Here is a 24435-nt window from a genome sequence, read left to right as displayed (position 1 = left end):
GCAAGAGTTCTGACCCGTCCCATGTCCCAGGCCGGCAAGCCCCATTCCGATCTCGCCCATTCCGATCTCGCCCAGACCATCGAAGCCGCCTGGGACGACCGCGCCAACGTGTCGACCGCCACCAAGGGCGCGGTGCGCGAGGCGGTCGAGGCGGCCCTGGAGCTGCTCGATTCGGGTAAGGCCCGCGTCGCCGAAAAGTCGGGCAACCACGACTGGGTGGTGAACCAGTGGCTGAAGAAGGCGGTGCTGCTCTCCTTCCGCCTCAACGACATGGCGACGATCGAGGGCGGCCCCGGCGGCGCGCCCTGGTGGGACAAGGTCGCGTCGAAATTCGCCGGCTGGGGCGAGGCCGAGTTCCGCGCCGCGGGCCTGCGCGCCGTGCCGGGCTGCTTCGTCCGCCGGGGCTCCTACATCGCCCCCGGCGCCGTGCTGATGCCGAGCTTCGTCAATCTCGGCGCCCATGTCGGCGAGGGCACGATGGTCGACACCTGGGTGACGATCGGCTCCTGCGCGCAGGTCGGGAAGAACTGCCACATCTCGGGCGGCGCCGGCATCGCGGGGGTGCTGGAGCCGCTCCAGGCCAACCCGGTGATCATCGAGGACGACTGCTTCATCGGCGCCCGCGCCGAGGTGGCGGAGGGCGTCATCGTCGGCCAGGGCAGCGTCCTGTCCATGGGCGTCTATATCGGCGCCTCCACCAAGATCGTCGACCGGACCACCGGCGAGGTCATGTACGGCCGGGTGCCGCCCTACTCGGTGGTCGTCTCGGGCACGATGCCCGGCAAGGCGCTGCCGGACGGCACGCCGGGCCCGGGCCTCTACTGCGCGGTGATCGTCAAGCGCGTCGATGCCGGCACGCGGTCCAAGACCGCCATCAACGAGCTGCTGCGCACCTGATTCATCCGGGACCTGGCGGGAGCGCGATGGAGACGTCCGAGCTGACCCTGACGGTGGCGGGCCGGACGGTGCCGACCCCCTGCGAACGGATCGGGGCGGGGCCGGACGCGCTCCTGCTCCCGGCCCTGTCGACCATCTCGGCGCGGGCCGAGATGCGCGGCCTCGCCGGCCGCCTCGGGACGGAGTACCGCTGCCTCGTCCCCGACTGGCCGGGCTTCGGTGCCCGGCCGCGGGCGCGGGTCCCCCTCGCCCCGGCGACCTTCCACGCCTTCCTGGACGCCCTGCTGGCGGCCGCGCCCGGCCCCTACGCCCTCGGCGTCGCGGCCGGCCACGCCGCCGGCTACCTCGTGGCGGCGGCGCGGCGCCACCCGGGGGCCTTCGGGCGGCTGGTCCTGGTGGCCCCGACCTGGCGGGGACCGCTGCCCACCGCGATGCCGGGGCGGGCGCACTGGTTCCCGCGCATCCGCCGGGCCGTGGAGGCCCCGATCCTCGGCGAGGCGCTCTACCGGATCAACATCAGCCCGCCGATCATCGACCGGATGATGCGCGCCCACGTCTACGCCGACGCGGCCCGGGTCACCCCGGCGGTGGTCCGCGACAAGCACGCCATCACCCGCCAGCGCAACGGCCGCTTCGGCACCGCCGCCTTCGTCACCGGCGGCCTCGACCCGGTGGGCAGCCGCGACGCCTTCCTGGCCCTGTTCGGCGACGGCCTGCCGCCGACCCTGGTGCTGCGCCCCGCGGGCGCCCCGCGGCGCTCGGGCGCCGAGATGGACGCCCTCGTCGCCGGCGGCCGCGTGACCGGCGCCGCGATCCCCGGCGCCCTGAGCCCGCACGAGGAGCATCCGGACGCCGTGGCCGCCGCGATCCGGGCGGCGTGAGCGCGGCGCGCGGGCCGGCGCGTGTGACAAGCGGCCCGGATCGCCGCCGCCCCGCCCTGGACAGGCGTGTGTGCCTGTGCAGGGACTGAACGGGCCGGCTGAGCCGTTCCTCCGGCAGCGGGCGCGCCCCGCAGATTCCATCCGAGAGAGTCCCGGATCCGATGCTGCGCACGCCGTCCCTGCCCCTCTTCGCCCCGGCCGCCCTCGCCCTCCTCCTGGCCGTCGCGGCCCGCGCCGAGGATTCCCCCCGCCCAGCCCCCTCGGCCCCCCCGGCAACACCGGCGGCCCCGTCCCTCGGCGCCGACACGCTGAAGCCCGGCAAGCCGGCCGTGAAGCCCTATCTGGCCGACGGGGCGGTGCCGGACGCCGTCCAGTTCCTGCCCTCCCCGCCGGCCCACGACGCGCCCCTCGACAAGGCCGACCGGGCGGCCTTCAACAGCACCCGCGCCCTCAAGGGGTCGCCCCGCTGGGAACTGGCCGCCAACGACGTGTCCGAGGGCGCCGCCGCCGTCCTGGAGAACTTCGCCTGCGTGCTCGGCACCCGGATCGATCAGGCGCGGGTGCCGGCGGTGATCAACCTCCTGGAGCGCGCCCGTCTCGATCTCGCCCGGGCGACGCGGGGACCCAAGGTCCATTACCGGCGCCTGCGCCCGTTCGTCGGCAACGAGGCGCCGATCTGCGTGCAGCGCAGCCAGGCCCTGGCCGACAGCTTCAGCTACCCGTCGGGCCACGCCACGCAGGGCTGGGCCTACGCGCTGATCCTCGCGTCCCTGGTGCCCGAGAAGGCGACCCCGATCCTGGCCCGCGGCCGGGCCTACGGCGAGAGCCGGATCGTGTGCGGCGTGCACTGGCTCAGCGACGTGGCCGCGGGACGCCTGACCGGCACCGCGGTCTTCGCCGCCCTGATGGGCGACGCGACCTTCCGCGCCGATCTCGACAAGGCCCGCGCCGAGCTTCGCGGCGCCCTCGCCAGTCCCGGGACGGTTCCCGATCAGGCCGCCTGCACCCGGGAGGCGACCGCCCTGCGGGAGCCGCCACTGGAGTTCTAGGCGCGAACGATTGTAGATTTGAACGCTTCCAAGTGTGTGATTTACAACACGTTTTCGGCTTGATCGAGCGGCCGTGATCGATGGTACGGGAGCCCCGGGCGCCGTGTAGAGGCGCGTTCGTGGGTCCCCGATGTCGTTTCGTTCCGCTCCGTCCGGTCTGCTCCTCGCCACCACCGCGCTGACCACCGTCGCCCTCGTTCCGGCGGCCGCCGCCCAGGGCGCCGCCGTCCAGCTCGACGAGATCTCCGTGGAGGCCGCCCGCCCGGCCGCCGCGGCCCCGACGGGCGTCGGCGGCGGCGGCGGCAATGTCAGCCGCGGCGACGGCGGCGGCGCGGCCACCAGCGGCGGCGGCGGCGGCCCCTCCGGCGTCACCGGCTACGTGGCGCGCGTGAGCCCCGCGGCGACCAAGACCAACACGCCCCTGCTCGAGACCCCGCAATCGGTCTCGGTGGTCACCCGGGAGCAGCTCAACGACCGCAACGTGCAGGATCTGGCCCAGGCGATCGCCTACACGCCGGGCGTGTCGAGCAGCGTGTTCGGCTTCGATCCCCGCTACGATGCCTTCTACATCCGCGGCTTCAGCGCGACCTACAACGGCATCTTCCGCGACGGCCTGCGCCTCAATGCCGTCGGCCTGACGATCCCGCGCAGCGAGCCCTACGGGCTGGACGCGGTCACCATCCTGAGGGGGCCGGCCTCGGGCCTCTACGGTCTCGGCTCGCCCGGCGGCATCGTCGACTCGACCTCGAAGCGCCCGGTCTTCGTACCCTTCGGAGAGGTGCAGTTTCAGGCCGGCAACTACGACCGCTTCCAAGGCAATTTCGACATCGGCGGCCCGGTGGCGGGCACCGACGGGACGATGGCCTACCGCGTGACCGGCGTGAAGCGCCAGTCCAACACCTACCTGCCCGGCGGAGACGACGACCGCACCTTCATCGCCCCGTCCTTCACGTGGCGCCCGGATTCCGACACCAGCTTCACCTTCCTCAGCGAGTATTTCGAGTCGCGCCTGCCGGGAACGTCCTTCTTCTACAACGATCCGGGCTTCCGGGTGACCAATTTCTACTCCGGCGATCCGGCGCTCAACCAGTACAAGCAGCAGCAGTATCGCGTCGGCTACGCCTTCGAGCACAGGTTCTCGCCGGATCTGATCTTTCGTCAGAACTTTCGCTACTATGACGTTCGCGCGGATTACGATTACACCTCGATCACGGGGCTGAACCCGGCCCGGACCCTGGGCGCGCGGACGGCCGGCGCCTACCTGGACACGCTGGGCCAGATCTCCCTCGACAACCAGCTCGAGGGCCGCTTCACCACCGGTCCGATCCAGCACACCCTGATCGGCGGGGTCGATTACGCCCATTACGACTACACGCGCGCCTTCGGTTTCGGGGCCGCGCCGGACCTCAACCTCCTGACCTTGAACTACGGGCAGCAGGTCATCGCCCGGCCGCGCTACACGAACTTCCAGAGCCAGGCGCAGGATCAGATCGGCGCCTACTTGCAGGATCAGGCCAAGCTCGGGCGCTTCGTGCTGACCCTCACCGGCCGGCACGACTGGGTCTTCCAGAACACGAGCGACCGGACGGCCGGCACGGTCGCCGACCAGACCGATCGGGCCTTCTCGGGCCGCATCGGCCTGAATTACCTGCTCACCGACTTCCTGGTGCCCTACGCCAGCTACGCCACGACCTTCACGCCGCAGGTCGGCGTCGACGTGAACGGGAACCCGTTCAAGGCCGCGACCGGCGACCAGATCGAGGCCGGCGTGAAGGCGGCCATCCCGAACACCAACATCACGACGTCGTTCTCAGGGTTCGACATCGTGCAATCGTCGCTCCTGCGGCAGGATCCGAACAACATCGCCAATCAGGTCGCGACCGGGTCGGTCGAGTCGAAAGGGTTCGAGGCCGAGCTGACGGCGAACTTCGCGCCGGGAACCAACCTGACGCTGTCCTACACCCACCTCAACCTTCGCTATCTGCGCCAGACCTCCCTGGTCACCGGGCGGCCGATCGACGGCAACGCCCTCTCGGGGATCCCGGGCGACAGCTTCACCGCCTTCGGGACCTATCAGTTCGCGCCCGGCTCGCCGCTGGCCGGCCTGCAACTGGGCGGCGGCATCCGCTACGCCGGGACGAGCTTCGCCGACGACGAGAACACCGTCCGCAACCCGACCGTGACCCTGTTCGACGCGCTGGTCGCCTACGATTTCGCGGCCCTCGACCCGAAGTACAGGGGCTTCCGCGCGCAGATCAACGCGTCCAACATCTTCGACCGCAGCTACACGACCTGCCAGGCCGGGTTCTGCTACCGCGGCGCGCCCGCGACGGTCATCGGCAGCCTGATCTACCGCTGGTAATGTCCGGGAGCGGGGGCCGCGGCATGGCAGGTCCCCGCCCCCGGCACTGGAGCCGGGATCGGAAACCGTCCTAAGGCCGGAGCATCGTCCTCCGACCCGGACCCGTCATGCTCTCGACCCTGCTGGTCGTGCTGCCGATCTTCGCGCTGATCTTCGCCGGCTGGCTGGCCCGGCGCGTCGGCGTGCTCGGGGCCGCCGCCACCACCGAACTCAACCGGTTCGTGGTCTTCCTGGCCCTGCCGGCGCTGCTGTTCGACGTGACCGCGCACGCCCACTGGAGCACCATCTGGAAGCCCGGTTTCATCGGCGCCTTCGGACTCAGCAGCCTCGCGATCTTCGCCCTCGCCGTGCTGATCCGCGGCGGGGCGGGGCGGCCGCTGGCCGACGCCGCGGTCGACGGGCTCAACGCCGGCTACGCCAATACCGGCTTCATGGGCTTCCCGCTGGCGCTCGTCGCCTTCGGGCCGGAGGCGCTCGCGCCCACCACGGTGGCGGCGATCCTCACGGTCTGCGGCGTCTTCGCGGTGGCGATCGTGCTCATCGAGACCGGGCTGCGGCGCGAGGCGGCCGCGTCGGGGAGGGGCGGCGGGGCGCGCCGGCCCGTGTGGTGGACGGTCAGCCGCTCGCTGGTGCGCAACCCGCTGCTGGTGGCACCGGCGCTGGGCGCGCTGGTGCCGAGCGCCGGCCTCGCCGTGCCGGACGCGGTGGCCACGTTCCTGAAGCTCCTCGGCGGCGCGGCGGCGCCCTGCGCCCTGGTGGCGCTCGGCCTGTTCCTGGCCCAGCCCCGACAGACCGGAGGCGGGCAGGGGCGCACCGCCGCGCTGCTCGTCGGCCTGAAGCTGGTGCTCCACCCGCTCCTGGCCTACGGCCTCGGCCGCTACCTGTTCGACCTGCCCCCGCTCCTGCTGCACACCGCGGTGCTCATGGCCGCTCTCCCCACCGGCACCGGGCCGTTCATGCTGGCGGAGTTCTACCGGCGCGAGGCCGACCTGACCGCCACCGTGGTGCTGGTCTCGACCGTGCTGGCCGTCGTGACGGTCTCGGCCTACCTCGCGGCGATCGCCTAGGCGGCCCGGTCGATCCCGGGCTCTCCGGACGGCCGCGGCCTCACATTCGGAAACCGGGCGACCACGCTCTTGCCGCAGAGGAATCGTAACGTTTGCCCCGTAGCGTCGTGGCGCGGAACGCCGTGTCCGCGCTAGAACGATCCGACAGGCAGGGGCGGAACGACGGCGGATGGTGGGTTCGGGAGTTTCCATCGCGGGGCGGATCGCCCGCCTCGCCTGCGCGACCGGCCTGGCGCTGAGCCTCTCGGCCTGCTTCCGGCCACTCTACGGGCCGACCGCCTCAGGGGAATCCGTCCAGGCCCTGCTCGCCTCGGTCCAGGTCGACGACGTCGCGATGGCCCAGGGCCAGGAGCGCCTCGGCCACTACCTGCGCAGCGAGCTGGTCTTCGACCTCGACGGGTCCGGCCACCCGGCGACCAAGCGCTACCGGCTGAAGCTCTCGGGCTCCGAGATCGTGCAGACCCCGATCGTCTCCTCCACCACCGGCCGCGCCGAGGCCGGCACCCTGGTGGCCAACATCAAGTACAGCCTGGAGGATATGGGCGGCACCAAGGTCTACACCGAGGGCGTCGCCACCTCGACCGCGACCTACGACCGCTCGGTGCAGCGCTTCGCCAGCCAGCGGGCTGCGCGGGACGCCGAGATCCGTCTGGCCAGCGTGCTGTCCGACCAGATCAAGAGCCGCCTCGCCGCCGTCCTCTCGACGAAGCCGTAACCCGACGTGACGGCGGTCAAGGCCGGCGAGATCGAGGGGCTGATCCGGCGCGGGCCCGATCCGCGCATCCCCGTCATCCTGGTCTTCGGGCCGGATACCGGTCTGGTGACCGAGCGGGCCCGGAAGCTCGCGGAGGATTTCGTCGACGACCCGGCCGACCCGTTCGCGCTGGTGCGGATCGACGGCGACGCCCTCGCCTCCGATCCGGGCCGGCTGTGCGACGAGGCCGGGACCCTGGGGCTGTTCGGCGGCCGGCGGTCGATCTGGGTCCGGCCCGGCACCCGCAACTACGCGCCGGCCGTCGAGGCCGTGTTGGGCGCGGCGGTCGCCGACGCCCGCATCGTGGTGGAGGCCGGTGACCTCGCCAAGAACAACCCGCTCCGCACCCTCTGCGAGCGCTCGCCGAAGGCGCTCGCGATTCCCTGCTACGCCGACGACGAGCGGACCCTCTCGGACCTGATCGAGCGCACCCTCCAGGAGCGCGGCCTGCGCATCGACCGCGCCGCCCGGGAGGTCCTGGCCCGCAGCCTCGGCGGCGACCGCCGGGCGAGCCTGATGGAGATCGAGAAGCTCGCCCTCTACGCCGCGGGGGAGGGGGACAGGACCGTGACCCTCGAGCACGTGGAGGCCGTCACCAGCGACGTCGCGGCGAGCGTGCTCAACACCCTGATCGACGCCGCCTTCGACGGCCGCCGCGACGCGGTGGAGCGCGACTACCGCCGCTTCCGGCACGAGGGTCTCGACCCGGGGGTGGTGCTGAGCTCGGCGCTGCGGCATGCCCTGACGCTGCTCACCACCCGCCTCGACAATCCCGACAAGACGCCCGCCATGATGGTCGCGACGTGGCGGGGCCTGCATTTCAAGCGCAGGGCCAGCATCGAGGGCCAACTCGGCGCGTGGCCGGCCGGAACGCTCCGTCAGGCCGTGGCGGCCCTGCAGGAGGCGATCCTGGCCTGCCGGCGGGCGCAGCCCGACCTGGCCCACGCGCTGGCCTCGGCGGCCCTCCTGCGGGTCGCGGAGGCGGGTGCGCGGCGGCGGCGCTGAGGCCGCGCCGTCCGCGGCGCGGATTGCCTCTCCCGCACGGAAGAGGGGGGTATGGCGCGACGGTCCCGACCGGAGGGGCCCGCAGGCGAGACGGCTGCGACAAGACCCGACGCGGACACTGACGCGCGATGTCGGTACTCCATCGCCCGGCCCGGACCGCCTGACCTGAGCGAGACACCACGCCCTCTACCACCGCGCGCCGCGGCCTGCTGACCGCCCTCGTGCCGGGCCCGCGCCGAGCCTGCGCCGGGCTCGCTCAGCCCGGGCCCCCGGGCTGGCCGGGACGGTTCCTCAGGCGTCCGAGACCTTGAACCGGTTGAGGAGGGCCTGCAACTCGTCCTGAGTCTCGTAGCGGATGCGGATCTCGCCCGAATCGGCGTCCTTGGGCTTGTAGGAGACCGGGACGCCGAGGGCCCGGTGGATCCGCAGTTCCAGGTCGCGCACCGTCGCGGGGCGCTCGGCCGAGAGGCGCGGGCGCCCGGGGCGCGGCGTCTCGGCCGGGGCGGCCTCCGCGGAGGCGATCGCCTCCACGTCCCGGACCGATAGGCTCTCGGCCACGACGCGCCGCGCCGTCGCCTCCGGATCGCGCACGGCCAGCAGCGCGCGCGCGTGGCCGGCAGTCAACTCGCCCGCGGTGACCCGCTCCTGCACGGACAGCGGCAGGTTGAGCAGCCGGAGCGTGTTGGCGAGATGGCTGCGGCTCTTGCCGAGGATCTCGGCCAGCTCCTTCTGGGTGTACGAGAAATCCTTCATCAGGCGCTCGTAGCCGGACGCCTCCTCGATCGCGTTGAGGTCGGTGCGCTGGACGTTCTCCAGGATGGCGAATTCCAGGGAGCCGCGGTCGTCGATCTCGACCACCACCACCGGCACCTCGTCGAGGCCGGCGCGCTGGGCGGCCCGCCAGCGCCGCTCGCCGGCCACGATCTCGAAGGTGCCGGGCACGTCGCCGATCGGGCGGACCACGATCGGCTGGATGATGCCCCGCTGGCCGATCGAGGCCGCCAGCTCGGACAGCTCCGTCTCGGCGAAGCTCCGGCGCGGGTTGCGCGGGTTGGCGCGCAGGAACTCGATCGGAACCCGGCGCTGCTCCTCGGCCTTGGCCGAGGCCTTGCCGGCCTCGTTGAAGTCACCGATCAGCGCCGCGAGCCCGCGCCCCAGTCGAGGCTTCGCCCCCTCCTCCGCCATGATCGCCACCCGTGTCACGCTCCACACTCGCCCCTCGAACCGGGAGGGGGACTCAAACCCGTCAGGCCGCGGCCGGAACCCGGCCCTCGCGCTGGATCACCTCCGAGGCGAGGCGCAGGTAGGCCTGACTGCCGGCGCATTTCAGGTCGTACAGCAGCGCCGGCTTCCCGTGCGAGGGCGCCTCGGAGATCCGGACGTTGCGGGGGATCACGGTCTCGTAGACCTTGTCGCCCATGAAGCCGCGCACGTCCGCCACGACCTGGGCGGAGAGGTTGTTGCGCGGGTCGAACATCGTCAGCACGATGCCCTGGATCGTCAGCTTCGGGTTCAGGGCGCCGCGGACCTGCTCGACGGTGCGCAGCAGCTGGCTGAGGCCCTCCAGGGCGAAGAACTCGCACTGCAGCGGCACCAGCACCGCGTCGGCGGCCGCCAGCGCGTTGATGGTCAGCAGGTTGAGCGAGGGCGGGCAGTCGATCAGCACGTAGCTGATCCGGCTGAGGCTCGGCGCCTGGGTCAGGCTCTTCAGCACGCCGCGCAGCCGGTGCGCCCGATCGGGGAGGGTGGCCAGCTCAAGTTCCAGGCCGAGGAGGTCCATGGTCGAGGGCGCCAGCGACAGCCGCGGCACGGCGGTGGGGACCACGGACTGCGCCAGGGAGGCCTCGCCGGCCATGACCTCGTAGGTCGAGACCCGGCGCTTGGCGCGGTCGATCCCGAGACCCGTGGAGGCGTTGCCCTGCGGGTCGAGATCGACGACCAGCACGTCCTCGCCGATCGCCGCCAGGGCGGTGCCGAGGTTGATCGCCGTCGTGGTCTTGCCGACGCCGCCCTTCTGGTTGGCGAGCGCCAGAACGCGCAGAGGGCGTCGCATGGATGAATCCATGGACCTGTCGGCGGGGTCGCCGAGGATCGCTTCGCTCATCGGTGGCTCGGGGCGGCGAGGGCAGTGACGCGCACGATCCGGGCTTCGGAATCGGTCCGGCTCGGCACGAGGTCGTTAACGACTCTCCACTGCGCGCCGGCCTGGGTCAATTCGGCTTGTACGTCCCGCCCCTTCGGAAACAGGCCGGTGGTGCCCGTTTTCAACAGAGGCTCCGTCCAGGCGAGGAGCTGCGCCATCGGGGCGACGGCGCGGGCGCAGACGACGTCGGTCCCGACATACTCGCCGATCACCGCCTCGATCCGGGCATTGCGCACCCGGGCCGGCGCCCCGGTGAGCCGGGCGGTCTCGGTGAGGAACGCGCACTTGCGCGCGTTGCTCTCGACGAGGTCGACCCGGACGCCGCGCTCCTGGCCGGCAATGGCCAGGATCAGGCCCGGGATGCCCGCGCCGGAGCCGAGATCGAGCCACGTGCGGGCCTCCGGCGCGAGGTCGAGGAGCTGCAGCGCGTCGTCGATGTGGCGGCTCCAGACCTCCGCCAGCGTCGCGGGGCCGACGAGGTTCTTGATCGGCTGCCAGCGCCGCAGCTGCGCCACGTAGAGGTCGAGCCGCTCGGCTGTTTCACGTGAAACACCGGCCGCCGCCAGGATACGGGCGCGATCCGGATCGCTCATGCCGGGAGCCGGTCCGCGGGGGTCGACGCCGCGCGCGCGCCGCGCCGCGCGTGGGCGGCCAGCAGGGTGAGGGCGGCCGGCGTCACGCCCTCGATCCGCGCCGCCTGTCCGAGGGTCCCGGGGCGCACCGTCTCGAGCTTCACCCGCATCTCGTTCGAGAGGCCGCTGATCGCCGCGTAGTCCAGCCCCGCCGGCAGGCGCACGGCCTCGTCCCGGCGGAAGGCCGCGATGTCGGCGTCCTGCCGGTCGAGATAGACCGCGTAGGTCGCGTCGGTCTTCATCCGGTCGGCGATCCGCGGGGCGACCTCGGCGAGGTCCGGCCACACCGCCGCCAGGTCGGACCAGCCGATCTCCGGGTAGGCGAGGAGCTGGAAGCCGGTGCGGCGGATGCCGTCGCGGTTCAGGACGATCCCGTGGGCCGCGGCCTGGCTCGGCGTCAGGCTCACCGCGTCGAGGCGGGCGCGCGCCGCGTCGAGCGCCGCCTGCCCGGCCGCGAAATGGGCCGCCCTGTGTCCTCCGACGCAGCCCAGCGCGATCCCGCGCGGCGTCAGCCGGGCGTCGGCGTTGTCGACCCGCAGGGACAGTCGATATTCCGAGCGCGAGGTGAACATCCGGTAGGGCTCGCTCACCCCCTGGGTCACGAGATCGTCGATCATCACGCCGAGATACGACTCGGCCCGGTCGAAGCCCGCGATACCGAGTCCGCCCGCGTGCCGGGCAGCGTTGAGGCCGGCCACCAGACCCTGGCCCGCGGCCTCCTCGTAGCCCGTCGTCCCGTTGATCTGGCCGGCCAGGAACAGGCCCGGCAGGCGCTGCACCTGAAGGCCGGCATCGAGTTCCCGGGGATCGACGTAGTCGTACTCGATGGCGTAGCCCGGGCGCAGGATCGCGGCCCGCTCCAGCCCGGGGATCAGGCGGACGAGGTCGCCCTGCACCTCTTCCGGCAGCGCCGTGGAGATGCCGTTCGGGTAGATCGTCGGGTCGTCGAGACCCTCGGGCTCCAGGAAGATCTGGTGCCCCTCCCGGTCGCCGAAGCGCACGACCTTGTCCTCGATCGACGGGCAGTAGCGCGGACCCCGGCTGGCGATGCCGCCGGAATACATCGGCGAGCGGTGCAGGTTGGCGCGGATCAGGTCGTGGACGGCCTGGGTGGTCCGGGTGATGCCGCAGCGGATCTGCGGCGTCGTGATCCGCTCGGTCAGCGTCGAGAACGGCACCGGCTCGGCATCGGCCTCCTGCATCTCCAGGCCGGCCCAGTCGATGGTCCGCCCGTCGAGGCGCGGCGGCGTGCCGGTCTTCAGGCGCCCGAGGCGGAGGCCGAGCCGGTCGAGGGTCCGCGCCAGCCCGATCGCCGGCGCCTCGCCGACGCGCCCCGCCGGGATCTGCCGCTCCCCGATATGGATCAGGCCGCGCAGGAAGGTGCCGGTGGTCAGCACCACCGCGGCGCAGGCGAGGGTGCGCCGGTCCGCCAGGACGAGGCCGCTGAGCCGGCCGTCCGCGTCGAAGGCCAGATCCTCGCAGGCGCCCGCGACGACCGTCAGCCCCTCGGTCTCGGCCACGGCTGCCTGCATGGCCGCCGCGTAGAGCTTGCGGTCGGCCTGGGTCCGGGGACCGCGCACCGCCGGCCCCTTGCGGCGGTTGAGCAGGCGGAACTGGATGCCGGCCGCATCGGCGACCCGGCCCATCAGCCCGTCCAGGGCATCGACCTCGCGGACGAGGTGGCCCTTGCCGAGGCCGCCGATGGCCGGGTTGCAGGACATCGCCCCGATCGTCGCCGGATCGTGGGTGACCAGCGCGGTGTGCGCGCCGCAGCGCGCCGCGGCGGCGGCGGCCTCGACGCCGGCATGGCCGCCGCCGACGACCGCGACGTCGAACCGGGCGGAGGAGGGGGTGAGCATCGGGTACCGAGCAGCCTTTCGCGGACATCCCGCCGCGGGTGCGAGGAGCGCCCCGGGCCGTGCACGGCGGGTGGGCGCGGGACCGGCGGATCTGCCGGGAGGTCTAAGCGCGCGAAGGCGCGCGGGTCAACGCGTCCCGCCCGCCGCAACGACGCCCCCTCCGCCGGCGCCGGCGGATCCTCTGAATGCGGTATTCAGAACGCCCGCCGCGCGAAGATCTGTCGTTCCCGCGCGCGTTGCTGTCGCGGATCCCGCGAGGACTTGGGCATCGCGTCTTGCCAGTCTCTCCGGGCCGTGCAAATCTTGCGCCGTGACGCGATCCTGTGCGGACAACGCCGTCCGGCAGGCCCACGAGAGGGACCGTTTTCGCCGCGCCGCCGAGCGACGCGCGAGGAGGAGACTCGAGATGTCGTCGCTGACAATCGGCCTGGGCGCCGCCTGTTGCGCGGCCGGCGCCGCCGCCCATTTCCTCGACCGCACCCGGCGCAAGGAAGGCCTGTTCGGCCTCGCGGGCTTCGCCCTGCTCCTGACCGGGATGTTCCTGAGCCGCTCCTGAGGGCGGTTCCCGGGGGCGCGTCGTCTCGAGCCAGGCTTCTCGCCAGGCTTCCCGGCCGAGCGTCGCGCCGGCCCGGATGACCGCACCGCGCGCGCGGACGGCCGCACGGTGCCTCCCGCGGCTCGCGAACGCGGGGCGCCGAGCCGGCTCAGCCGGTCATGGCCGTCGCGGTGTAGCCGGCCTTGGTCAGGGCCTCGGCGATGGTCAGCGCCTGCGCGTCGGTGCGGATCGCCACGCGCGCGGCGTCCCGGTCGACCTGCACGTCGGCCGCGGGGTCGATCCGCTTCACCGTGCGGGTCACCGCGGCGGCGCAGCCGTCGCAGGTCATGCCCTCGACCCGCATCAGCAGGTCGGCGCGCGTCTCGTCCATCGGGGCCTCCATAACCGCCTCTCCGGGATGTCGGGGCCCGGCGGGGCCGGCGCAAGCCGGGTCTCGGCTCAGAACAGCGCCGGCATGCGGAAGGCGTAATCGATGCGCAGGCCGAACTGATACTGGTTGGGGTTGCCGAACGGGCGCCGAACCAGCGGGCTGTCGCCGGAGGCGCCCAGGATCCGGGTGTAGCCGGCATAGGCCGTGTAGGCCCAGGTCTCGCTCTGCGTGTAGGTCACGCCGCCGAGCACGCCGGCCGAGTAGAAGCTGCGCGGGTCGTAGGGGGTGACGCGCCCGTTCAGCGCCGCCTCGATCGGCGAGACGCCGAAGTACTTCCGGGCGTAGCTGGCATCGCCGACATTGAGGCGCGGCCCGATGGAGAACAGGAACTTCTCCGCCGGGATCAGGTAGTCGGCCGCCACCGAGCCGACCGTTCCGTGATGCCCGTAGACGCCCTGGCGCAGCTCGACGCGGGTCCGGATGAACGAGACCGGGTAGAACTCCGCGAACACGCCGGGCTCCACGGCGAAGCGGGCGTCGCGGAAACCGTACAGGTGGCGCCGGTCGTCGCCGTAGTAGCGCCCCGGCACGAAGCGCGCGGTCGGGCCGATGCGGAACGACTCGGTGTCGAAGAGCGAGAAGCTGAACCCGTCATCCGGCGTCGAGAAGCGGCGCGGCTCGCCGACCCGGCGGATGTCGATCGACGGGTAACCGACGGCCGTGTAGTCGCTCGCGCCCGGATAGCGTGGGACGGCCTGGATCGAGCCGCTCAGCGTGACGATCCAAGTGTTGGGATCGACCATCGCGAAGGTCGGCGTGGTGCGCGGAAGATCCGCGCCGAGATCCGCGGCCCGCGGCGCCGTCGTGCCGAGGGTCGCGAGGAGCGCGCCGGCGCCGAGAACGGCGCGAAATCGGGGAGTACGCGGGGGGGCGGGCGTCATGGCCACGCTTTATGATCCTTTTTCATCCCGTCTGCATTCGCAAGCCGCGCAACCCTCCTCGGATCCCCCCGCAATCGGGTCCGCCGTGATGAATCCGCAACGTTCCAGCGGGCGCGAGCGTCACACCGCCCGGAATTAACAGGCGGCGGCGCGCCATCGCGGTCCCCGAGCCTTGCCGGGCGGGGTGCGGGCGGCCAATGATCCTGCGATTCGGTTCGCGCCCGGTGGGGATCGCTCGGGATGTCCCCCGGCGACCGGCGCGCGTTCCTGGCAGGTGTTCAGACGATGGTCCCGGTCCTCGGCCGGTACGCGGGGCTGCTGACGGTCGGCCTTCTCGGGCTCGTCGTTCTCGGGCCGCTCGCGGTGTTCCTGCCGCTCTGGAGTGCCCTGACGCTCGGCGCCGCGGCCGCCCTGGCGGGCGGTCTCGCCCTGACCCGTATCGCCACCCTCAAGGCGCGCTGCGAGAAGCTGTCCGGCGAGGTCGATCTGCTGTCCCGGCGCCTGCTCAAGGTCGAGACGGCGGCCGCGACCGCGGCGGCCCAGCCGCGGCCCGAGACCGCCGAGGCCGCCCTGCGCGCCCAGATCGAGGAACTGACCGTCGAGTTTGGGCTCCTCAGCGGGATCGTCCGCGACCTCACCACGGTCGTGAGCGCCCAGGATGCCGAGATCGCGGGCCTCAAGGCGAGGCCGGAGATCGCGCCCGAGATCAGGCCCGCGATCGCACCCGCCGAGGCGCCCCGGCCAATGCCCGCGGTGCCCGGCGCAGCCCTTCCGGATGCCGCAGCGGCCCCGTCGCCGCAGCCCGTGCCGGTACCGCCTCCGCAGGTTCAGGCCGCCCCGCTCGAGCAAGTCCCGCCCTGGTCTCAGCTCGCCCCGGCCTCGGCCCCGTCCGTCCCGGCGCGGCCGATCCCGCCGCGGCCGATCCCGCCCCGGCCCGCAATCCCCCCCGCGGACGAGGGCGCGATCGTCGCGGCCTTCGAGGGGGACGGTCTGGAGATCCACCTGCAGCCGGTGGTCACCCTGCCGCAGCGCAAGGTGGTGGCCTACGAGGCGCTTGCCCGGCTGCGGATCGGCGGCCCCGGCGCGCCGCCGGCCGAGCCCGAGGTTTTCCTGCCGGTGCTGGAGCGCTACGGGCGCACCACCGAGCTCGACCGCCGCATGCTGCAGCGGGCCACGATCGTGGCGCGCCACCTCGCCCGGCGCGGCAGCGAGACCCTCCTGACCTACGGGCTGTCGCCGCTGTCGCTGTTCGAGCCCGGCCTCCTGCGCGAGCTGGCCCGCACGGCCGCCGACGACCCAGCCCTGGCCGGCCTGACCATCGCGCTGCCGCAGGAGAGCTGGCGCCGTCTCGATGCCGGCCAGCGGGGCCTGCTCGCACCCCTGCAGGGCCGGATCGGGTTCAGCCTCGACCGCCCGGACGACCTCCGCTTCGACGCGGCCGAACTCGCGGCGCTCGGCATCGGGCAGGTCAAGGTGCCGGCGGAGATGCTGCTCCGGCCCGGCGCGGGCCGCGGCAGCCTGTCGGACATCGCCCTGGAGGACACCGCGCCGGCCCTGGCCCGGGCCGGGATCCGCGTCGTCGCCACGGGCGTCGCCGACGAGGCCGACGTCCCGGACCTGATCGACCTCGACGTGCCGTTCGCGCAGGGGACGGCCTTCGCGGCCCCGCGCCCGGTGCGCGCGGAGGTCCTGGCGACCCCGCCGGCCGAGGATCCGACGCCTCCGCCGGAGCCCGAGCGGCGCCCGTTCCGGTCGGTGCTGCGCAGGGCCGTGTGAGGGGCCGCGCCCGGGCACGCTGCGGGCCCGGCGAGCCCGGTCACCAGTAGATCTGCAGGCGCGCGATCACCGTGTCGACCGTGAACGGGCGGGTGCCCAGGGTCTCGGACTGAGCCTCCCCGGGTCGGACGCGCCCGTGCACGACGTTCCCGATCAACCGGAGGTTAGGCTCGGGATACCAGCTCAGACCGAGGGTCACGTCCTGCTCCATGCCCCCGCGGAAGCCCAGGGCGTCCAGGTCGACGGCGCTGTAGCGTACCGCAAGCTCGAACACCCCGATCCCGCCCCGGGAGAATCGTTGCGCCTCCGGAACCGTCACGCCCCGGAAAGTCGCGTAAGTGGTGCCGCTCTGCGGCGTCAGCGCGTAGGCGCGGCCCTCGCCGTTGAGCACCAGGGCCGCCTCGACGTAGCCGCCCTGGAAATCGAGCGCGGTGCCGGGCTGGCCGGGACCGCGGAACGGCTGCAACGCGGCCCGGATGTACTCGGCCTGCAGCAGGAACGGGCCGCGGCGATAGGCCAGCTCGGCGCCGAGGCGCGACACGCTGGCGGCGTCGGGGAGGTCGCCCGTATCCACCAGGGGGCGCTCGAACAGGAAGGCGCCGGCGGGGCTGGAGAAGCTGAAGGCCCCGTCCGACCGGGACCGGCTGCGGAAGACCCCGGCGAGACCGAGATGCAGGGTCTCGTCCCCTTCCATGATCGGCGCGACGGTGGCGCGGGCCGCCACCGCGACACCGTCCCCGTCGATGCCGCTGCTGGCGGCGTTGCCGAAGACGCCGACCACCGCGGTCCAGGCGGCCCCGTGGTGCCCGGCCGCGAAGCCGAACCGGCGCTCCGGCACGAGGGCGTTGGCCACCGAGCGCTCGGCGAACAGCGTGTCGTTGTTGCTCTGCAGCCATTCCAGGCTGAAGGGCTCCTTCATGTTGCCGAGCGTCAGGATCGTGTCCGGCAGCCCCTTCCAGGCGACCAGCGCGTCGTTGATCGGCAGCATCGGGTCCGCGAAATCGTACTGGAAGGCGATCACCCAGTCGCGGCCGATCGTGAGCGTCGGCTCGATCCAGGCCCGGCGCACGGCGACGTTGTCGGGGAAAGCCTCGGGCAGGTCCGCCCGGCCGAAACCCGCCGCGCCGCCGTCGATGTGCAGCCGGCCGCCGATCCGGAGCTTCACGTCGGGCTCGGGGAAGGTGAGGCTCAGCCCCTTCGCGTCGTAGCGCAGGCGCTCGCCGTAGGGGCCGGCCATCCCCTCGAACGCGTCCTCGCCGGCGCCGGCGGGGCCCGCCAGGGCGAGGGACACGGCCAGGATGGCCGGTGCGGTGCGCGTTCCGATCACGCGACCAGCAGAGAGCAGGTCGGCCGGGCGGCGCCAATCACCTGGCGCAGTGAAACCCGGAAATCCGCGCGTCGTGGCCCGGCGGCCACGACCGTCGGCGGTCGGACCGGCGCCGGCCTAGACGGCGCGATTGTCGATCAGCCGGGTCCGGCCCAGGAAGGCCGCGGCGATGACGCGGGCCGGGCCGTCGACCCGCTCCACCGGCACCAGGGTCCGGGCGTCGCAGACCGCGAGGTACTGGACGCGGAACCCCGCCGCCTCCAGCGCCGCCCGCCCGGCGGCGATCCGGCCGGCCACCGGGGTGCCGTTGCGGGAGGCGGAGGCGATCTCGGCCAGGACGGCCTGGAGCTTCGGGGCGACGGCGCGCTCCTCGGCCGAGAGGTAGCAGTTGCGCGACGACAGCGCGAGGCCGTCGGGCTCGCGCACGGTCGGCACGCCGCGGATCTCCACCGCGAGGTCGAGATCCGCGGCCACCTGCTGGAGCACGCGGAGCTGCTGGAAGTCCTTCTCGCCGAACAGGGCGACGTCCGGCCGGACCTGGTTGAGGAGCTTGGTCACCACCGTGGCGACGCCGGCGAAATGGCCGGGCCGGAACGGCCCGCACAGCCCCTCGGTCAGGCCCGCGACCTCGATCCGGGTGGCGAAGCCCGGCGGATACATGGTCTCGACGCCGGGCGTCCAGGCGGCGTCCGCGCCGGCCCCCGCCAGCAGGGCCAGATCCGCGTCGAGGTCGCGGGGGTAGCGGGCGAAATCCTCGTTCGGGCCGAACTGGGTCGGATTGACGAAGATGCTGGCCACGGTCCGGCGGCCGATCCGCCGCGCCTCGGCCACGAGGGCGAGGTGCCCTTCGTGCAGGGCGCCCATGGTCGGGATCAGGACGACGCGCTCGCCCGCCGCGCGCCACGTGGCCACGCATCCGCGCAGGGCTGCGAGGTCGCGGAAGGACTGGAAGGTCAACTCGGACACGGCACGGGCTCCGGGGGAGGGCAGGGCCGGTCTAGAGCATGATGGGGAGCGGTGGAATCCGGCAGTCGACGCCGGATCCCGTCGTCGCGATCGGCGTCAGGGGCAGTAGGGCAGGAGGGAGCGGCCGAAGGGGTCGTCCACGCCCAGCGGCGGCGTGAAGCCGTAATAGCTCGGATGCCCCAGGCCGTACTCGGAGCCGACGTAGCTCGGATCGTCCGGGGCGTTGGTCGGCACGGGCACCCGCCGGGGCGTGCAGCCCACCGGCACGCGACGGGACCGGACCGCGTAGACCGGCCGACGGTCGAGGCCGTCGTTGCGCGGGAAGAAGCGGGGGCTGCCGCCCGCGCCCGCCTCGGCGCCGTAGCGGAGGTCGAGATCGGCCGCCCGGCCCGGTGCCGCGAGCAGCAGGACGAGTCCGAGCGCCGTCACCGCCCTGCGCGCCGTCTCCCGCATGCCGCCCCTGCGCCGCCTTCGTCTCTGTCGGAAGGCGACACCGTGCGACGGCAGGGTAAACGAGTGATTACCGCGGGATCACGTCAGCGGCACGACGAGGGCGTCCAGGACGGCGGCGAGATCGCCCTCGGTCAGCCGGATCTGCAAGCCGCGGCCGCCGCCGTTGACGTGGATCTCGGCCGCCGGCTCGGTCAGGGATCCGGCGTCGATCGCCGACGGGAAGGATCGCTTCTGCCCCAGGGGGCTGATCCCGCCGACATGGTAGCCAGTCAGCCGCTCGGCATCGGCCGGCTTGAGCATGGACGCGGCCTTGCCCGAGAAGGCGGCGGCGACCCGCTTCATCGACACCTCCCTGTCGGAGGCCACGAGCAGGCAGACCGTCCGTCCGTCCACCGACGCCATCAGGGTCTTCAGCACGCGTCCCGGGTCCACCCCGAGCGCCTCCGCGGCCTGCAGGCCGATGCGCGGCGCGTCCGGATCGTACGCGTAGACGAGGAGGCTGTACCGGATGCCGGCCTTGTCGAGGGCGAGCGTCGCGCGGGTCGTCTTGGAAGGTGTCTTGTTGGGTGTCTTGGCGGCTGTCTTCATGGTTCGTCCGGTCAGGTCGAATGGGCGCGCGCGGCGATGAGGCGGCCGATCTCCGCGTAGGCCGCCGCGCAGGTGTCGGGGGAGGCGGTCGATTGCGTGACGTAGACCGCCGCGAGGATCGGCGCGCGCCCCAGCGGCCGGAGGATCGCGACGTCGTTGACGGTGCCGTTGTCGCCGCTCCCGGTCTTGTCGCCCGCGATCCAGTCGGGCGGCAGGCCGGCTCGCAGGCGCTTCCGGCCGGTCTCGCAGGCGACCATCCAGGCCTCCAGCCGGGCGCGCGAGCCCGCCGACAGGACGGTTCCGAGGAGGACACGGCCCAGGGTCGCCCGCATGGCGTCCGGCGTGGTCGTGTCGCGCGGGTCGCCGGGCAGTGCGGTGTTGAGGGTCGGCTCGGTCCGGTCGAGGCGGGTGACGGGATCGCCGGTGGTCCGCAGCCACGCGGTCAGCGCCTCGGGCCCGCCGAGATCCGCCAAGAGCAGGTTGGCGGCCGTGTTGTCGCTCCAGATCAGCGTGGCCGCGCACAGGTCCGCGACGCTCATCCGCCCGGTCCCGGCGCCGGCCTCCAGCGCCTTCCGGGTCAGGGGCGCGTAGCTCAGCAGGTCGCCGGGCCCGTAGCTGACGACCCGGTCGAGGGTCTCGCGGCCGGCATCGACCCGCGCCAGGATCGCCGCCACCGCCAGCGCCTTGAAGGTGCTGCACATCGGGAAGCGCGCGTCGGCGCGGTAGGCGGCGAGGACGCGGTCCGCCGAGGCGGCCGCGATCCCGAGGCGGCCGCCGAGCCGGCGCTCGATGGCGGCCCAGTCCGGCTCGGCCTCCGCGGCGCGCGCGGACAGGACCGGGGACGCGGGGAGGGTGGCGGCGAGGGGCGCGGCGAGCAGGCCGAGCCCGACGGCGCGGCGGGTCCAGACGATCATGGCGGATCCCCGTTCGAGATCGCGACGGCGCAAGCGGGTGCGGCGCGTCGGCGCCGGGATGGTATAGGGCGGCCGCGATTGTTTCACGTGAAACTCCGCCCCTCGCGCGGCCCTGTGGGACCATGATCGATACCGACACCCTCTTCGCGCCGGCCAGCGGCTTCGGCCGGGCCGCCGTCGCGGTGATCCGCATCAGCGGCCCGGCCGCGCGCGACGCGCTCGTCGCCCTGGGCGGACGCCTGCCGCCGCCCCGCCGGCTGTCGCTGCGGAGCCTCCGGGATCCCCACGACGGCACCGAGCTCGACCGGGCGCTGGTGGCGTGGTTTCCCGGGCCCGACACCTACAGCGGCGAAGATATGGGCGAGCTGCATCTGCACGGCGGCGCGGCCGTGCGGATGCGCGTCCTCGCCACCCTCGCCCGCCTCCCGGGCTGCCGGGCCGCCGAGCCCGGGGCTTTCACCCGGCGGGCCGTCCTCAACGGGCGGATGGATCTCGCCGAGGCGGAGGCCGTCGCCGACCTGATCGACGCGGAGACCGAGGGTCAGCGCCGGCAGGCCCTGCGCCAGCTCGACGGCGCGCTCAGCCGGCAGGTGGCCGCGTGGCGCGCGGAGGCGATCGACTGCCTCGCCGCCGCGGAGGCCGCGCTGGACTTCGCCGACGAGGGGGACGTGGACGATGCCGGGCTCGACGCGGCGCTGCTCGACCGCGCCGCCCGCCTGCGCGACGCGATCGCCGCGGCGCTGCGCGACGGCCAGCGCGGCGAGCGCCTGCGTGATGGGTTCACGGTGGTGCTGGCGGGGGCTCCCAACAGCGGGAAATCGACCCTGCTGAACGCGCTGAGCCGGCGGGACGTGGCCATCGTGTCGGAGAGCCCGGGGACGACCCGCGATGCCATCGAGGTGCGACTCGACCTCGGTGGCCTGCCGGTCCTGCTGGTCGACACGGCCGGGCTCCGCGAGACCGCGGAGCCGATCGAGGCGGCGGGGATCGTGCGGACGCGGGCGCGGATCGACACGGCCGATCTCGTGGTCGCCCTCAAGCCCCCCGGCGGCGCGGTCCCGGATCTCGGGCCGGCGCGGGGCCGGGTCCTGACCGTGCGTACCAAAGCCGATCTTTTTGCCGGCTCAGAACAGGAGGGTGATCCGGTGGACGTGACGGTCTCGGCCCATACCGGCGCCGGCATGGATGCCCTGCTCGATGCGATCCAGGCCGCGGCCGAGGACGGTCTCGGCACCGGCGACGCGCTGATCACCCGCGCCCGGCACAGGGCCGCGCTGGAGGCCTGCCTAGGCCATCTCGACCGCGTCTCGGGGAGTGCCGGCGGCCTGCCGGAGCTGGCCGCAGAGGATCTGCGGCTCGCGGTGCGGGCGCTCGGCGCGGTCGCGGGCCATGTCGGGGTGGAGGACGTCCTCGACCGGCTATTCAGCGGGTTCTGCATCGGCAAGTAGGTCGGTAGCCGGCAATTTGCGGGGGCGGGGCCGGACCGGCCGGGTGCCGGCGCCCCTGTCCAGCACGATGCGGCGCTACTGGGGGATCCGCAGGATCCGCGGCCGCCAGATCCCGAGCGCCACGTTCGCGGTCGCGACCGCCAGCAGGACCCAGAGGGTGCCGTGCTCGCCGGTCAGCGAGACGGCCAGCACCGCGGGGTCGACGAGGCCCGCCAGCGCGCGGGCACTCTGCTCCGCCTCCTGCTTCATCGGGCCCTGGACGTAGACCAGCCCGCCCTCGAACATCAGGACGCCGGTGGCGAGCTTCACCCACGCCCATCCGGCGTTGAGGAAGGCGCGGTTCAGCGCCATCGCGAGCAGGCCCGACATCAGCGTCACCGCCAGGGCGGGAAGGAAGATCCAGGTGGCGACGGCGCCCATCGCGCCCCGCATCGCCGCGTAGCCCGTCAGGGCGGACGGCGCGGGCGCCAGGCTCAGCATGACGACCAGGGACGCCATGGCCCCCAGCAGCCCGGCGGACCCCATCGTGTGGAGGAATTTCAGCAGGCGTCGCACGGCGTCTCACCCGGGCCGTTTCGGCGCAGCCTAGCGCGGGGCGCCAGGGGGCGATAGCGGCACGCCGGTCGCAGGGCTGCCGGCCGGAACGCTGCGCCCGCGAGGACGGAGCGGACCGTCAGCTCCGGAGGCCCGGCGCCTCCTGGCCGGTGTGGGCCACGTACTCGGTGTAGCCGCCGCCGTACTGGTGGATGCCCTCCGGCGTGACCTCGAGGACCCGGTTCGAGAGGGCGGCCAGGAAGTGCCGGTCGTGCGACACGAACAGCATCGTCCCCTCGTAATTGGCCAGCGCCTCGATCAGCATCTCCTTGGTGCCCATGTCGAGGTGGTTGGTCGGCTCGTCGAGCACCAGGAAGTTCGGCGGGTCGTAGAGCATCAGCGCCATGACCAGCCGGGCCTTCTCGCCGCCCGAGAGCACCCGGCAGCGCTTCTCGACGTCGTCGCCCGAGAAGCCGAAGCAGCCGGCCAGCGCCCGCAGCGACCCCTGGCCGGCCTGCGGGAAGGAATCCTCCAGGGTCTGGAACACCGTGCGGTCGCCGTCGAGCAGGTCCATGGCGTGCTGGGCGAAGTAGCCGAGCTTGACGCTGCCGCCGACCGTGACCGAGCCGTCGTCGGGCGCGGTGGTGCCGGTGACGAGCTTCAGCAGCGTCGACTTGCCGGCGCCGTTGATGCCCATCACGCACCAGCGCTCCTTGCGCCGCACCGAGAAATCGAGCCCCTCGTAGATCGTGCGGCTGCCGTAGCGCTTGTTCACGCCCTTGAGCATCACGACGTCGTCGCCCGAGCGCGGCGCCGGCTGGAACTCGAAGGCCACCGATTGCCGCCGCCGGGGCGGCTCGACGCGCTCGATCTTGTCGAGCTTCTTCACCCGGCTCTGCACCTGGGCCGCGTGGGAGGCCCGGGCCTTGAACCGCTCGATGAAGGCGATCTCCTTCGCCAGCATCGCCTGCTGGCGCTCGTACTGCGCCTGGGCCTGCGCCTCGTTCAGCTTCCGCTGGCCCTCGTAGAAGGCGTAGTCACCCGAGTAGGTGGTGAGCGCGCCGGCGTCGATCTCGATGATCTTCGTGACGATGCGGTTCATGAACTCGCGGTCGTGCGAGGTCATCAGCAGGGCGCCGTCGTAGCCCTTCAGGAACGATTCGAGCCAGATCAGGCTCTCGATGTCGAGGTGGTTCGACGGCTCGTCGAGGAGCATCACGTCCGGGCGCATCAGCAGGATGCGGGCGAGCGCGACGCGCATCTTCCAGCCGCCCGAGAGGGCGCCGACGTCGCCGTCCATCATCTCCTGGCTGAAGCTCAGCCCGTCGAGCACCTCGCGGGCCCGTCCCTCCAGGGCGTAGCCGTCGAGCTCCTCGAACCGGGCCTGGACCTCGCCGTAGCGCTCGACCAGGGCGTCCATCTCGTCGGCCCGGTCCGGGTCGGCGAGCGCCGCGCCGAGCTCGGCGAGCTCGGCCGCGACCGCGCTCACCGGGCCGGCGCCGTCCATCACCTCGGTGACGACACTGCGGCCGGACATCTCGCCGACGTCCTGGCTGAAATAGCCGATGGTGATGCCCCGGTCGGCCGCGACCTGGCCCTCGTCGGGCTGCTCCTGGCCGATGATCATCCGGAACAGCGTGGTCTTGCCGGCCCCGTTCGGGCCGACCAGGCCGACCTTCTCGCCCCGCTGGAGGGCGGCCGAGGCCTCGATGAAGACGAGCTGCCGCCCGTTCTGCTTGGTGATCTTGTCCAGGCGTATCATGGCGGCGGGCGCTGTCCGGGAGGTCGCTGTCCGGAAGGTGTCCGGGAGTATCCCGGCCGCTTACGGCATCGGCCGACGCGGCGCAAAGGCAGGGTGCCGCAGTGCGGGATAACGCTTGCGTCCGGCGCAGGCCTGGGCGCATCCCGGGACC

23 protein-coding genes are annotated in these 24435 nt (G+C 73.1%); 10 read left to right on the top strand and 13 right to left on the bottom strand.

Annotated elements, in window-relative coordinates; genetic code table 11:
- The first annotated feature begins 21 nt into the window (after positions 1-21).
- The 7 genes from dapD to holA all read left to right on the top strand — a co-directional run bounded on the left by dapD (position 22) and on the right by holA (position 8015).
- Positions 22-897, top strand: a complete 876-nt coding sequence (dapD, locus tag ACQKQD_RS28250) for a 2,3,4,5-tetrahydropyridine-2,6-dicarboxylate N-succinyltransferase (RefSeq protein WP_020094284.1) — start codon at positions 22-24, stop codon at positions 895-897.
- 26 nt (positions 898-923) lie between these two features.
- Positions 924-1778, top strand: coding sequence for an alpha/beta fold hydrolase (locus ACQKQD_RS28245; protein ID WP_427510196.1), 855 nt, complete (start codon positions 924-926; stop codon positions 1776-1778).
- A gap of 161 nt (positions 1779-1939) precedes the next feature.
- The gene (locus ACQKQD_RS28240; protein ID WP_427510195.1) at positions 1940-2827 is read left to right on the top strand and encodes an acid phosphatase; all 888 of its coding nucleotides are present in this window, start codon (positions 1940-1942) and stop codon (positions 2825-2827) included.
- A gap of 130 nt (positions 2828-2957) precedes the next feature.
- Positions 2958-5189, top strand: coding sequence for a TonB-dependent siderophore receptor (locus tag ACQKQD_RS28235; protein ID WP_427510194.1), 2232 nt, complete (start codon positions 2958-2960; stop codon positions 5187-5189).
- A 107-nt stretch (positions 5190-5296) separates the two neighbouring features.
- Entirely contained in the window at positions 5297-6256 is a 960-nt protein-coding gene (locus ACQKQD_RS28230) for an AEC family transporter (protein ID WP_020094289.1), read from the top strand.
- 169 nt (positions 6257-6425) lie between these two features.
- Positions 6426-6971, top strand: a complete 546-nt coding sequence (gene lptE / locus ACQKQD_RS28225; protein ID WP_056533523.1) for an LPS assembly lipoprotein LptE — start codon at positions 6426-6428, stop codon at positions 6969-6971.
- A gap of 6 nt (positions 6972-6977) precedes the next feature.
- Positions 6978-8015, top strand: a complete 1038-nt coding sequence (holA, locus tag ACQKQD_RS28220; RefSeq protein ID WP_091980764.1) for a DNA polymerase III subunit delta — start codon at positions 6978-6980, stop codon at positions 8013-8015.
- A gap of 291 nt (positions 8016-8306) precedes the next feature.
- Here holA and ACQKQD_RS28215 read toward each other — a convergent pair whose 3' ends face one another.
- From ACQKQD_RS28215 to mnmG, 4 genes are all read right to left on the bottom strand, one after another.
- Entirely contained in the window at positions 8307-9200 is an 894-nt protein-coding gene (locus ACQKQD_RS28215) for a ParB/RepB/Spo0J family partition protein (RefSeq protein WP_026605106.1), read from the bottom strand.
- A 61-nt stretch (positions 9201-9261) separates the two neighbouring features.
- Entirely contained in the window at positions 9262-10119 is an 858-nt protein-coding gene (locus tag ACQKQD_RS28210; RefSeq protein WP_427510193.1) for a ParA family protein, read from the bottom strand.
- Positions 10116-10751 (bottom strand): 16S rRNA (guanine(527)-N(7))-methyltransferase RsmG, encoded by a 636-nt coding sequence (gene rsmG, locus ACQKQD_RS28205; protein WP_091980762.1) that lies wholly within the window; start codon positions 10749-10751, stop codon positions 10116-10118. The genes ACQKQD_RS28210 and rsmG overlap by 4 nt, the downstream gene beginning before the upstream one ends.
- Positions 10748-12649 (bottom strand): tRNA uridine-5-carboxymethylaminomethyl(34) synthesis enzyme MnmG, encoded by a 1902-nt coding sequence (mnmG, locus tag ACQKQD_RS28200; protein WP_427510192.1) that lies wholly within the window; start codon positions 12647-12649, stop codon positions 10748-10750. Before mnmG ends, rsmG begins: the two co-directional genes overlap by 4 nt.
- 406 nt (positions 12650-13055) lie before the next feature.
- Between mnmG and ACQKQD_RS28195 the strand changes: the two genes are divergently transcribed.
- The gene (locus ACQKQD_RS28195) at positions 13056-13205 is read left to right on the top strand and encodes a hypothetical protein (RefSeq protein ID WP_020094296.1); all 150 of its coding nucleotides are present in this window, start codon (positions 13056-13058) and stop codon (positions 13203-13205) included.
- 148 nt (positions 13206-13353) lie between these two features.
- Here ACQKQD_RS28195 and ACQKQD_RS28190 read toward each other — a convergent pair whose 3' ends face one another.
- Together ACQKQD_RS28190 and ACQKQD_RS28185 are read right to left on the bottom strand one after the other, a co-directional pair.
- Positions 13354-13575 (bottom strand): heavy-metal-associated domain-containing protein, encoded by a 222-nt coding sequence (locus ACQKQD_RS28190; RefSeq protein ID WP_026605107.1) that lies wholly within the window; start codon positions 13573-13575, stop codon positions 13354-13356.
- Positions 13576-13643: 68 nt separating this feature from the next.
- On the bottom strand, positions 13644-14516 hold the full coding sequence (locus ACQKQD_RS28185; RefSeq protein WP_244540024.1) for a MipA/OmpV family protein: 873 nt from the start codon (positions 14514-14516) through the stop codon (positions 13644-13646).
- 240 nt (positions 14517-14756) lie between these two features.
- On the opposite strand from ACQKQD_RS28185, the gene ACQKQD_RS28180 reads away from it, so the two are divergent.
- On the top strand, positions 14757-16292 hold the full coding sequence (locus ACQKQD_RS28180; protein WP_427510191.1) for an EAL domain-containing protein: 1536 nt from the start codon (positions 14757-14759) through the stop codon (positions 16290-16292).
- 40 nt (positions 16293-16332) lie between these two features.
- Here ACQKQD_RS28180 and ACQKQD_RS28175 read toward each other — a convergent pair whose 3' ends face one another.
- The 5 genes from ACQKQD_RS28175 to bla all read right to left on the bottom strand — a co-directional run bounded on the left by ACQKQD_RS28175 (position 16333) and on the right by bla (position 20540).
- Positions 16333-17619 (bottom strand): OprO/OprP family phosphate-selective porin, encoded by a 1287-nt coding sequence (locus ACQKQD_RS28175; RefSeq protein WP_427510190.1) that lies wholly within the window; start codon positions 17617-17619, stop codon positions 16333-16335.
- Positions 17620-17736: 117 nt separating this feature from the next.
- A complete protein-coding gene (gene panC, locus ACQKQD_RS28170) occupies positions 17737-18585 on the bottom strand; it encodes a pantoate--beta-alanine ligase (RefSeq protein WP_427510189.1) in 849 nt (282 codons plus the stop codon).
- Positions 18586-18681: 96 nt separating this feature from the next.
- A complete protein-coding gene (locus tag ACQKQD_RS28165; protein ID WP_331298311.1) occupies positions 18682-19038 on the bottom strand; it encodes a hypothetical protein in 357 nt (118 codons plus the stop codon).
- 78 nt (positions 19039-19116) lie between these two features.
- Positions 19117-19626, bottom strand: coding sequence for an aminoacyl-tRNA deacylase (locus ACQKQD_RS28160; protein WP_427510188.1), 510 nt, complete (start codon positions 19624-19626; stop codon positions 19117-19119).
- Between the two features lie 11 nt (positions 19627-19637).
- Entirely contained in the window at positions 19638-20540 is a 903-nt protein-coding gene (gene bla / locus ACQKQD_RS28155; protein WP_427510187.1) for a class A beta-lactamase, read from the bottom strand.
- A gap of 122 nt (positions 20541-20662) precedes the next feature.
- Here bla and mnmE point away from each other — a divergent pair, with 122 nt between their 5' ends.
- Entirely contained in the window at positions 20663-21988 is a 1326-nt protein-coding gene (gene mnmE, locus ACQKQD_RS28150; protein ID WP_427510186.1) for a tRNA uridine-5-carboxymethylaminomethyl(34) synthesis GTPase MnmE, read from the top strand.
- A 75-nt stretch (positions 21989-22063) separates the two neighbouring features.
- Here the strand turns inward: mnmE and ACQKQD_RS28145 are convergent, their stop codons facing one another.
- Positions 22064-22543, bottom strand: coding sequence for a hypothetical protein (locus ACQKQD_RS28145; RefSeq protein WP_427510185.1), 480 nt, complete (start codon positions 22541-22543; stop codon positions 22064-22066).
- A 118-nt stretch (positions 22544-22661) separates the two neighbouring features.
- Entirely contained in the window at positions 22662-24284 is a 1623-nt protein-coding gene (locus ACQKQD_RS28140; RefSeq protein ID WP_427510184.1) for an ABC-F family ATP-binding cassette domain-containing protein, read from the bottom strand.
- Positions 24285-24435 lie beyond the last annotated feature (151 nt).

Origin of the sequence: Methylobacterium sp. NPDC080182, assembly GCF_050281105.1 — a bacterium.
GTDB lineage: Bacteria > Pseudomonadota > Alphaproteobacteria > Rhizobiales > Beijerinckiaceae > Methylobacterium.
The sequence above is the reverse complement of the archived record's forward strand: the minus strand, read 5'-3'. Positions and strand labels throughout refer to the sequence as shown.